At 43.6% G+C, this 10,680-nt stretch carries 9 protein-coding genes; 3 read left to right on the top strand and 6 right to left on the bottom strand.

All coding sequences use genetic code 11. The features are described from left to right. From B3L97_RS01090 to B3L97_RS01070, 5 genes are all read right to left on the bottom strand, one after another. The coding region (locus tag B3L97_RS01090) for an AbgT family transporter (protein ID WP_286933202.1) at nucleotides 1–915 on the bottom strand (915 nt) is incomplete at its 3' end. A 239-nt stretch (nucleotides 916–1,154) separates the two neighbouring features. Then, a complete protein-coding gene (locus B3L97_RS01085) occupies nucleotides 1,155–2,837 on the bottom strand; it encodes a M28 family peptidase (RefSeq protein ID WP_286847749.1) in 1,683 nt (560 codons plus the stop codon). A gap of 2 nt (nucleotides 2,838–2,839) precedes the next feature. Continuing rightward, on the bottom strand, nucleotides 2,840–3,625 hold the full coding sequence (locus B3L97_RS01080) for a creatininase family protein (protein ID WP_286847750.1): 786 nt from the start codon (nucleotides 3,623–3,625) through the stop codon (nucleotides 2,840–2,842). Between the two features lie 91 nt (nucleotides 3,626–3,716). Next, nucleotides 3,717–5,195: a sodium:solute symporter family protein gene (locus B3L97_RS01075; RefSeq protein ID WP_286847751.1), complete on the bottom strand. Its 1,479-nt coding sequence runs from the start codon at nucleotides 5,193–5,195 to the stop codon at nucleotides 3,717–3,719. Between the two features lie 12 nt (nucleotides 5,196–5,207). After that, the gene (locus B3L97_RS01070) at nucleotides 5,208–5,456 is read right to left on the bottom strand and encodes a hypothetical protein (protein ID WP_024821248.1); all 249 of its coding nucleotides are present in this window, start codon (nucleotides 5,454–5,456) and stop codon (nucleotides 5,208–5,210) included. A 473-nt stretch (nucleotides 5,457–5,929) separates the two neighbouring features. Between B3L97_RS01070 and nhaC the strand changes: the two genes are divergently transcribed. The 3 genes from nhaC (at nucleotide 5,930) to iadA (B3L97_RS01055) (ending at nucleotide 9,820) form a co-directional block, all read left to right on the top strand. Further along, a complete protein-coding gene (gene nhaC / locus B3L97_RS01065) occupies nucleotides 5,930–7,342 on the top strand; it encodes a Na+/H+ antiporter NhaC (protein ID WP_245587068.1) in 1,413 nt (470 codons plus the stop codon). A 9-nt stretch (nucleotides 7,343–7,351) separates the two neighbouring features. Next, the gene (iadA, locus tag B3L97_RS01060) at nucleotides 7,352–8,530 is read left to right on the top strand and encodes a beta-aspartyl-peptidase (RefSeq protein ID WP_286847752.1); all 1,179 of its coding nucleotides are present in this window, start codon (nucleotides 7,352–7,354) and stop codon (nucleotides 8,528–8,530) included. 105 nt (nucleotides 8,531–8,635) lie between these two features. After that, nucleotides 8,636–9,820, top strand: a complete 1,185-nt coding sequence (gene iadA, locus B3L97_RS01055) for a beta-aspartyl-peptidase (protein WP_024821245.1) — start codon at nucleotides 8,636–8,638, stop codon at nucleotides 9,818–9,820. 45 nt (nucleotides 9,821–9,865) lie between these two features. On the opposite strand, the gene B3L97_RS01050 is transcribed toward iadA (B3L97_RS01055), so the two are convergent. Next, a complete protein-coding gene (locus B3L97_RS01050; protein WP_024821244.1) occupies nucleotides 9,866–10,576 on the bottom strand; it encodes a GntR family transcriptional regulator in 711 nt (236 codons plus the stop codon). Nucleotides 10,577–10,680 lie beyond the last annotated feature (104 nt).

Genomic DNA, 10,680 nt, shown 5'->3' with positions numbered 1-10,680 from the left:
ATCAGCCCTGAAGAATGAGCCCTGGGGCACCGTAAGGTAGAGCAAAAGACCAATGCATATGATAGCAGCTATAAGAGCGTAACGAAGCCCACGATTTTCCTCTGGAGTTACAGCATGTTTCAGAAGTTCCGATTCATCTTCATGTCCATGAGTATCGCCAAGAATTTTGACTGTAAATCGTTCTGTAACGAAGGTTGTTACAAAGGTTATAACGAAGGTTGCCACTACAAGGAAGTACCAGTTGATAAGGGGATGAACAGGCCCGGGAATGTTCATCCCCTTGGTTACAGACTCTGTGATTCCAGCTAAAAGAGCGTCTGTTCCGGCAATAAACAGATTCGCAGTGAAGCCTCCAGAGGCAGCGGCATAACCTGTGACGATTCCGACCCATGGATTTCGCCCCAACGCTTTGAAAACGGCAGCACCAATAGCAGGAGTGAAAATGATGCCGGCATCAGATGCTAGGTTAGCGTTGATACCTACGAAGGCGAGAACCGCTGTGACAAGAAAAGAGGGTGCACCCATAATAGTTTTTCTCATGAGAGCTGAAATGAGGCCTGTTTGCTCGATGAGCCCAATCCCAAGCATCATAGTCATAATGAGACCCAGAGGCGCAAATCCTACATACGTTTTTACAAAGTCTGCAAAGAAAGGACGAAGCGCTTTATAACTAATCAAGTTGGTAACGGACACAGTGGTTTCTTTTGCGGCTTCTCCTCCTTTCCCAGCAGCCATGTATGTAACAGATACCCCTGCTTTTGAGAGTAAGAGTGAAAGAATAATGACGATAAGTGAAAGGGTGACGAAGAGCCAGAATGGGTGAGGAAGTTTGTTTCCGATAATTTCAATACCTTTGATGAAGCGTTGGAAAAGACCAGGGCCACTTGCTGACGACTTTTTCTTGTTTTCTACCATATAAAGCCCTCCTTTGCTATGTTGTATCATTGCTATTACAAGGGGGGAACGATTCACTAAGAGTCGTCGTACAAAAGCAATAAGCATGTTTTTTATATACTGCTTTTAATAATCAGTCAAGTATTAAAAATATCAGAAATGAAACGGATATAGGGATCCTATGGAAATATATACACACAGGTGTGTAAGTTATCCACAAATAAAGCCGATCGATGTGTTCATTCGATCGGCTTTATTTGTTATTGAAGTTGTTGAAGCAATAATATAATTCTGTTGAGTTGGTTTTCCATAAAATGCCGCACAATAATATGCCCTCTTGAAGTTTGCGGAGAAGAGGAAAGGGCTAAAGAGAGGCCGGGGATGTAATCAAGATTAATAGCCCAATCTTGTAGTTCCGGAGCTTTAAAAGCATAGAGAATCCGATTAAGATTCCTTATGTAAGATAATTGCTTCTCGAGAGACAAGGGATCTCTCAGAGTTTTTTGAATTCTTTGAAGTTCTTGAGTTATGGATTTTGCCTCGTCTTGCTTTTTAAACGCCTTGAAAAGAGGCTGGTCGAGACGCGCTGTAATAGTTTCAATAAGAGCGCGGATATTGTACGAGAAAGACGAAGCACATAATATTCGCGAAAGGGCGAGAAGATAAATTTGCCCATCTTGCTTCAAAATGGAGCTATCGGTGTACTGTGGAAGATCTTTTTCTGTATGCCACCACCAACTCATGAAGCTGTTGGAGGTTGTGTAGGGACTGCCTTTTGGAAGAGTGGAGGACCAAATAAGGTATGGAGAAATGCCGATATTTTGAAAAGATTGATCCCACCCTCGAACATGGGCTCCCCAGACACCTTTTTGTCCAGTGAGATCCTCTATAACAGATGCGCCCCAATTCATGAGGTCGGAGCCCACCGTTATTCGAGAAAAATTTGAAGCCCCTCTCATCCCTGGCATATCGATATTTGAATAGGCTAAGCAATGTCTGTTAAGAGAAATGAAGTTACGAGATGCGAAAGCGGAGGATCCGGCATAACGTCCGTTTGAATGACCTGACCACCAACAGATTCGAAGCCCAAATTTTTTCCCTCTCAATTTCGCAAAGGTTTCTGCCAACGCTAGGGCAATCGCATTGCCGGTGGCGTTGTCAGATGCTCCATAGTGCCAAGAATCTAGGTGGCTTCCAACGAGAAGATAATATGGAGATTCTGTATCCGAAGAAATTACAGCTTCAAGAACGGGTATGTTTGTTACAGCCTGGAGAACGTTTGTATATATTGTTCCCTGGAGAGTTTCCTTTTGTAGCGTCGATGCGAGAGTGTCACTTACGGGTTTTGAGAGAACAATGACAGGAATGGAAGTATACATTCCTGTCTGTTCCGGCTCTGGCGTACCCCATACCATGTTTACATTCCCTTCATGAATAAGTTCCTCATCGCCTTGAGACCAGAGAATAACAAAAGCAATGGCTCCACGACGCTCGGCATCCATAATGGCTACGGGATTCGATGTTCTTGAGACGACTATGATTCCTTCAAGATCTTTTTTATTTTCAGAAGGGTTTCGTTCTGCCCAAAAGGTAAGGGGATGATGTTCCAATGCTTGAGGGGCCATAAGCCGTAATGGAGCCGTAATGCCTTGAGGAGCTGTGGAAGGTGTGAAACTCCATGTTTTGCAAGGAACGTTCCTCTTTTCTCCCTGAGCGTCAACATAGGAAAAATGCGCCTCTTGGGGGGTACTTAAAATAGCCGGGAAATAATAACGCTGGAAAGGAACCCCAGTTGCCTGAAGCTGATTTTCTATGAAATCTAGGGCTCCTGCTTCTCCTTGGCTTCCAGAAAGTCGATTAAAAGAAGCAATAGTTTTTGTATCGTCAAAAAGCTGAGGCCCTGAGAGAGAAGCGCATAGTTCCTTTTCTGTTGGGGAAAGCATATCTAAGCCTCATCAGAGCGATAGATATGAGAGACTTTCAGAAACTCTTCAGTAAAATTAACAAGGTATGCGGAGACTCCTTCAATAATTTCTTTCCCCCATGGCGCATTCGCTTTTTCAGGGACATCCGTTCCACCATAAGCGCCATTAGATGTAACATCTTTCACGTTCCGGATAACTCTTACAGAACCTTTGCCGAAAAAGACAGTGCTGATATGGGTATTCTGAAGGGTATCACTGAGGTGGTGTATTTCTGCAGGGAAAAAGTCCTTCATATGTACCAAATCTGGTTTAATGGCCATCATGACTGATGTCTCTTGACCAGCTCCGTGTCCGCCAGACCACGTAGAATTCAGTTGTCCCGCAAGGACCCACCAATCTACAATTGCAGCTATACCGCCGCGATTGTAAACAGCTAATGCCGCCTTATCTAGCGAAGGACCATTGCCACCATGTCCATTAAGAAAAATTATTTTTTTAATACCTGCATTCATAAGGCCCATCGCTATTCGGGTCATAACTTCTGCTAGAACTTCGAGCCCCATATCGATAGTCCCGGGGAAAGAAGTGTGATAGGGACAGACTCCGTAAGGCATTGTTGGTACAAGAAGCACTCGATCTGGGTATGCGGCTTCTATTCGTTTTGCCAGCTCTTCAGGAATCATATAATCGGTTCCGAGAGGGCCGAGAGGGCCATGCTGCTCCACGCTCCCTAAGGGAATAAGTCCTATGGTTTCTTCAGAAATACTTTCCTCGAGTTTTTTCCATGTAAGAGAGGCTAAATACATTAGTATTGGCTCCTTTCTGAGTGAAACTAAAGCTTATTTTTATAAAAAGCCCTGGCTGTAAACGGCCAGGGCTTTTTAGAGTAGGGTAAGGTTATGCGAAGTGCTTCTCTAAAGTTTCTTGGGAAGCTGGACGAGTACACTTGCTGACGATGACCATAACGATCATTGCATAGATCCAGCAAACGATTAAGGGGTTAAATCCGAAAGCCCAAGACTTGAATTTGAGAGTCATAAGAACAAAGAGTATCTCTCCTACAACAACTGAAGCAAAAGCGCCAGCTTTTGTAGCGCCTTTCCAGTACATTCCCAAGATAATAGGCGCAGCCCAAATTCCTAATCCACCGAAGGCGAAGAGAATGAGCTTAAAGATGGTTGCTGGCCGGGATATACCAAAAAGAATGGCGATGACCCCAATAATGACTGTAACGTACCGCGATATTTTAAGGATATGAGCATCGGTAGCTTCAGGATTAAAAAGCTTCTGATATATATCTCTCGTTACTGCGCCAGTAGAGACGATAAGGAGGCTATCGATTGTGGACATTCCCGCAGCCATAATGCCTGCTATGAGAACAGAAGAAACGAAGGGGGATACGCTCTGCTGAAGAATCAGAGGAACAACAAAGTCGATTTGTTTCCCTTCTAAGAGAGGAATGGATACGATAGCATTGACGCCAGACCACTCAATAAGAGTTGCGGCAAGCCACATGCCGATTGTTCCCAGAATCACGGCTTTGAACATGACCTTATAATCTTTCATAGCAAAAAATTTTGTGAATAACGTGGGTTGGCCGATAGAGAAAAAGCTCCACATAACGATCATGGAAACATAATTTCCCCAGCCATAGGATCCCCCGACCCCAGGATGGCTCATATACTCTGGGTTCAGCTCCAGAAGTTTTTGGGAAATAGAGGAGAAGCCTCCCCCTATTTTCACTGAAATAATGAAGGTTACGATAGCTGTAAGAACCATGAGAGACCCCTGCACCACGTCTGTGAGCATGGCGCCGCGAATTCCACCGCTCATGCAGTATAAGATGACAATGACTCCCATGGCTACAATACCTACCCATTCAGGTGCACCAGTAAAGGTACGCAGAATAATGCCGGCACCAATAGTTTGTGCACCCATCATGGGGATAAGAAAAATGATCATAAGAACAGCAAGGAGAACGCGCAATCCGTCAGATTCAAAACGATCTGCAAGATAATCGGCCATAGTAAGAAATTTGTATTTATGGCCGAGGTGGACTAATTTCCTCCCTACAAAGAGTGCAGGGATGATCATGCTGAAAACAAGGCCGGGAACGGATATAGATAGGCCCGCAAAGCCTACTTTATAGCAAGTGGCTGGGCATCCCATGAAGGTACTCATGCTGTATTGAGTAGAGAAGTATGCAATACCACTTACAATAGCTCCAGCCTTACCACTCATAACAAAGAAGTCTTGGAGCGTGTTTGTGTTTTTGGCAGAGTAGTAACCAATGAGCGCCATTAAAATAAAATAAAAACCAAGAACAGAATAAAAAGCACCAGGCATTGGGTGGATTAATGTAGAGACAGCATCCATGATTATTCCCTCCTATTTTCCACTATCTTCGTCGAATTCGTGGTACTCGGGACGAGACATGGCCTGCTTATAAAAAATGTAGATGAGAACCATTGTCGCTGCCGTATGAAGGGTCCAACCTACGATAAACAAGGGAAGTCCTGCTATTGACGGAATGTACTTCGTGGAGAAAAAAAAAGGGAAAGGAATCATAATTAAAACGTACATAAACATGAAGATCCAAAACCATTTCTTTTCAAAAGCATTACTGAAAACACCCATGAAGAACGACCTCCTCTTAGCTGAGATGGGATTATAAGACGTTTTTTGTCGTTTCTTCAGGCATCACTCCCTTCCATAGAGCATAAAACTCCAAGTCGAAGAGAAAAATGGGGATGCATTGCAAGATTTCAAGGATGTAATATGCAAAAAGTAAGGAAGAAAGCAAAATATATGTAAAGGGCAATGTCAAGAACAGATAATGTATATGCATCCCCCTGCTCATCAATGGATACACAACTATATCCATTGATGATGATATTGTACATTCCGTATTCTTTTTTTGTCAAGTGTAGCCTTTAAAAATCGGTAGGTATGCTTTGAATCTTCTTTTTGATAAAATATCTTCGTTTCTTCTTAGGAACAAATTTGCGTATACGTGTTAGTATGCAATTATTCTTTTTCCTCTATGGGGGTGACAATGAGCGAAAAATTGCAGTGTTTTTTAAGAGCGACCACAATTAAGGAGGGAATATATGATGACCGTGGAAAAAGAACATCGCGAAGTTGGCTTAGCAGGTTCCATTGGAATTTTTAGTGCAATTCTTGCGATAATCATGGTAGGGAAATTGTTTTTTGGCTTCGATACGGCTCTTCTCTTAATGATTGTTTCTATGTTTACGTCCTTTGTGTATGTTTTTGGATATAAATTTACATGGGATGAACTTTTTAACGGAGGTATCGTTCCCATGGTGGCCAGAGCTTCGGGAGCTATTATGATACTTCTCACCGTGGGACCTATGATTGCAGCTTGGATGATTTCTGGAACAATTCCTTACATTATCTATCTTGGCCTTCAACTTCTTACTCCCAAAACGTTTCTTCTTGCCGCTTTTATCGTTACGTGTATATCTTCTACTGTAACTGGAACATCCTGGGGATCTGCTGCGACTTTTGGTGTGGCTTTTATGGGGATAGCTATGGGATTAGGAGTTTCTCCCGCAGCGGCTGCTGGTGCTATTGTAGCCGGCTCATATTTCGGTGATAAGCTGAGCCCTGTTTCTGACACCACTGTTTTGGCAGCTGCTACTGCAGAAGTAGATGTTATTGATCACATTCGCTCTATGATATGGACTACGGCTCCAGCCTTTATTATTAGCCTTTTGATCTATTCCCTTGTTGGGTCCAGAGCTTCCGGGGCTATCGATATGAGTCAGATTAACGAAATCCTGACAGCGTTACAAAATACGTTTACGCTGACACCAATCGTTCTCATTCCACCTGTCGTTCTTCTTATCCTTGCTTATATGAGGAAGCCCACTCTTCCTGTTCTTTGGGTTGCCATGATGGCTGCAGTACCTTTAGCTATGATGCAAGGGTATACAGTTCCTGAAGTTGTCAAGATAATGGCTAATGGCCCTAAAATTGCTACAGGTGTGGCCAGTGTCGATAAGTTACTGAGCCGTGGGGGACTTTCGTTCATGGCAGGGTCTGTTGCAGTTGTTTTCTTTGCTTATATTTTTGCCGGTCAACTTGAGTATTCTGGTACTTTTAGCAGGATAAGCACGGCATTGCGAGATAAGTTTATTCGTGGAAATAAGGGAAAACTTGTTTTCTCTATCTCTCTTTCAGGTATCATGACAGGTCTGGGAACGGGAAATTCGTACTTGAGTGAAATTGTTCCTGGTACTATGTATCGCGAATTGTGTGATGAGATGAATGTTTCAAGACGAGTTCTTTCCAGGACTCTTGAGGACTCTGGAACTGTGGTAGTTCCCCTCATCCCATGGTCTGCTGCCGGTATCTATATGTCCACCGTTCTTGATGTGCCGGTGTTTTCTTATGCGCCATGGGCCTTCTTATGCTACCTCGGTTTCTTAACAGCCTGGTTTTACGGCTTTACTGGTATAGCCATTTGGCCTTCAGATAAATCTAAGGCGAGAGGCTAGGCGATAGGTATGGGGCTTTTACTGATTAAAAATGGTCATGTTTATGGGCCAACATCTCTGGGGAGAAAAGATATACTTATAGCAGGACGTTCTATTTTGTCTATAGATACTCACATTTCGGAAGAGGCGGTACGGGCATTAGATAAAAACGCTGCCATTATTGACGCTGAAGGGGCCTGGGTTACACCTGGCCTTATGGATAGCCATATCCATTTTAATGGTGCTGGAGGAGAGGGTGGTCCTCATTTTCGAACTCCGCCCCTCCAACTAAGCAGTTTTATTCAGGCCGGTATTACCACGGCAGTGGCGCCTCTTGGTACAGACGGTGTGTCTCGATCGTTAAGAGAGCTTCTTGCAAAAGCACGTTCTCTCGAAAACGAAGGGATAAGTACCTATATGTACAGCGGTGCGTATCGACTTCCATCAGTAAGCATTACCGAAAACGTTATGACAGACATTGTTCTTATCGATAAGGTTATTGGAGCCAAGGTGGCCCTTTCAGATCATCGGTCATCCCATCCCACAGTAGAAGAGTTGCGAAGATTGATTTCTGATGCGAGAGTTGGTGGTATGCTGGCTGGGAAGGCGGGGATTGTAGAAGCTCATATGGGAGCTGAAGAGTGGGGGCTTGGTATTATCCAAGAAGCTCTTGCTGGAACACAAATTCCTATGAGTCAGATTGTACCTACACATGTAAATAGAAATCAAAAGCTTTTTGACGAAGCCCTTAAATATTGCGAACAGGGTGGAGTTGCGGATATGACTACAAGTATGGGAAGTGATAGTGACTCGGTGAAGCCCTGCGATGGAGTGCGTCAGGCGCGGTTGCGAAATATCCCCCTTTCCAGGTTTACTATGAGCACAGATGGCAATGGAAGTATGCCAGTGTTTAATAAAGCAGGTGAACTTGTAGGTATGGGAATTGGCGAGCCTATAACTCTCTTTACGGCGCTGCGGGAGATTCTTCTGGAATCGGGAGTCTCTACAGAGGAAGCTCTCGCTTTAGTGACAAGTAATGTAGCCGATCGGTTGAAACTAGCCAATAAAGGACGTCTCTCTGCAGGGAATGATGCAGATCTTCTTATCATCACTCCTAGCGATATAGCATTACGTTATGTAGTGGCTAAGGGAGTTATAATGATGAAAGAAGGGACGGTTATTCGCAAAGGAACCTTTGAGTCCTGCTAGATTGCAGGCCGAAGATAGAAAGCAAAAGATAAAAGATAAGTTTAGAGAGCTCCTGTGAAAATAGGAGCTCTTCTTGATTTTTAAAAGAAGAGGGGGACTATGATAATGAATGGTCTTGTAATTAGGAATGTTCGTGTCTATGCTCCAAACTCTTTGGGCTATAAGGATATTTTTATTTTCGGGGGGAAAATCATAAAGATTGAAGACCATGTTTCTTGTAATGCATTGAAAGAAACAGGCCTCGTTTTTCGCATTATAGAGGGGGACCAACTTCTAGCTGTTCCGGGGCTTATTGATCAACATGTACACTTTAATGGAGCCGGAGGAGAGGGAGGCCCTCTCTACCGAACACCGCCTACCCCTCTCTCCCTACTCGTTAAAGCGGGCATAACAACAGCTGTGGGATTGCTAGGAACGGATGGTGTTGCTCGTTCTTTGCGAGAGTTGCTCATGAAGGCCCGTGCCTTAGAGATGGAAGGTATAACCACAAAGATATTTACAGGAGCCTATCAGATCCCCAGCCCTGTTCTGACAAGTGATATTACAAGCGATATAATGCTCATCGATAAAGTAATAGGTCTTAAAATTGCCTTTTCAGATCATCGGTCTTCGCATGTGAGTCGACAAACCCTTCAAGAAACTGTATCACAGGCACGGGTAGGTGGCATCCTCTCTGGAAAATCTGGAGTTGTGATGATCCATATAGGGGAAGGAACTCATCGTCTTCGTCCATTTTTAGATATTGTAGAGACAACTGATATTCCTATTCACCAATTCGCTCCAACCCACCTCAACAGATCTCAGGAGGTTCTTCAAGAAGCTGTTTTTTGGGGAAGGGAAGGGGGATATGTGGATATAAGTGCTGGGGTTTCGAGTCGTTATGGTTTTATTTCAGCTGTAAATCCCAGCCAAGCTGTAGCATTGCTTTTGAAACAAGGAGTGGCTGAAAACCGCATTACTATGAGTTCAGATGGCAACGGAGTCATGACTGTCCATAATCCCGATACAGGTACACTACAACCACTTATCGCGCCGGTGAAGGCTTTATTTGAAGAATTTACGCAAATGATTCGCGAGGGGATAGCTATAGAAACGGCAGTTCGGATTGTATCGACGAATGTAGCTGATCATCTTTGCCTTTTCGAAAAGGGAAGAATTGTCGAAGGTGGTGACGCGGATCTTCTCCTTTTAAGTGAAGATGAACTTTCTCTTCACACAGTCATAGCTCGCGGAGAGATTATGTTTGAAAAGGGACGAGTGATAAAAAGAGGACTTTTTGAGGAACAATAAAAAAGAAGGCCCTCTACTAGCTCTAGAGGGAGGGCCTCTATTTCTCTACATATCAAATTCTCCAAAGGACATATGCGGACTTTTTTGGGGATTAAGCATTGAGTTATAGGCGATAACAAGATGCTCTTGCATGGCCTTTTCTGCAGCAACAGGGTCGTTAGCGGTGATAGCTTCTACAATTTTATGGTGTTCTTCGTAGCTTAACCTTATTTGGGATCCAGGCTGGACCTTATTGAGTTGGGCCAGATTATAAAAACTCATGAAAAAGAAAACATAGAGGTTGGAACGCCAAAAAAGTTGTTGTATATAGCGATACAGATACGTATTTCCTGACATTTTAGCAATGGCCATATGGAACTTCTCGTTCAAGGCAGCATATTCATCTTTTTCGTTAGCGAGATATCTCTTTTTCTCTTCTTCATTGATGCGTGTCAGGGTTTCGGCCATTCTCTTGTCAGCAATTCGCGCAGCAATTCGTGCGGCTTTCCCCTCCAGTGTTATGCGCATGTAGTAAATTTGTTCCATATCGTCCGGAGAAAGAGTAGGGATCAAATATCCTTTTTGCTTAGGCATTTTTTCAATAAAGCCTGTTGAAGCTAAACGAGAGAGAGCCTCCCTCACGGGAGTTCTGCTCATATCGAGTTCTTCAGCCAGGTTTGTTTCATAAATTCTATCTCCAGGTTTAAGTTCATGAGACAAAACAAGTCCTATGATTTTTTGGAAAGCTCGATCGCTTGCTCCTGAACGTTCAGCCACAATTTTTCCTCCTCTGCATAGTAACGTATACCCACTTCATCTTAGCATAAGAAATACATAGCGCTTTAGTCTACCATAAATAAAAAGCGGTTCTGAAGTACATC

The sequence above is a fragment of the Aminobacterium sp. UBA4834 genome, from assembly GCF_002400205.1.
Lineage (GTDB): Bacteria > Synergistota > Synergistia > Synergistales > Aminobacteriaceae > Aminobacterium > Aminobacterium mobile.
Note: the sequence above shows the minus strand (reverse complement) of the source record. Positions and strands in the feature narration are given on the sequence as shown.

Coding starts and splice junctions, on each gene's coding strand:
- B3L97_RS01085 (WP_286847749.1), bottom strand. CDS start 2,837: ATGCTTTCCCCAACAGAAAAGGAACTATGCGCTTCTCTCTCAGGGCCT.
- B3L97_RS01080 (WP_286847750.1), bottom strand. CDS start 3,625: ATGTATTTAGCCTCTCTTACATGGAAAAAACTCGAGGAAAGTATTTCT.
- B3L97_RS01075 (WP_286847751.1), bottom strand. CDS start 5,195: ATGGATGCTGTCTCTACATTAATCCACCCAATGCCTGGTGCTTTTTAT.
- B3L97_RS01070 (WP_024821248.1), bottom strand. CDS start 5,456: ATGGGTGTTTTCAGTAATGCTTTTGAAAAGAAATGGTTTTGGATCTTC.
- nhaC (WP_245587068.1), top strand. CDS start 5,930: ATGATGACCGTGGAAAAAGAACATCGCGAAGTTGGCTTAGCAGGTTCC.
- iadA (WP_286847752.1), top strand. CDS start 7,352: ATGGGGCTTTTACTGATTAAAAATGGTCATGTTTATGGGCCAACATCT.
- iadA (WP_024821245.1), top strand. CDS start 8,636: ATGAATGGTCTTGTAATTAGGAATGTTCGTGTCTATGCTCCAAACTCT.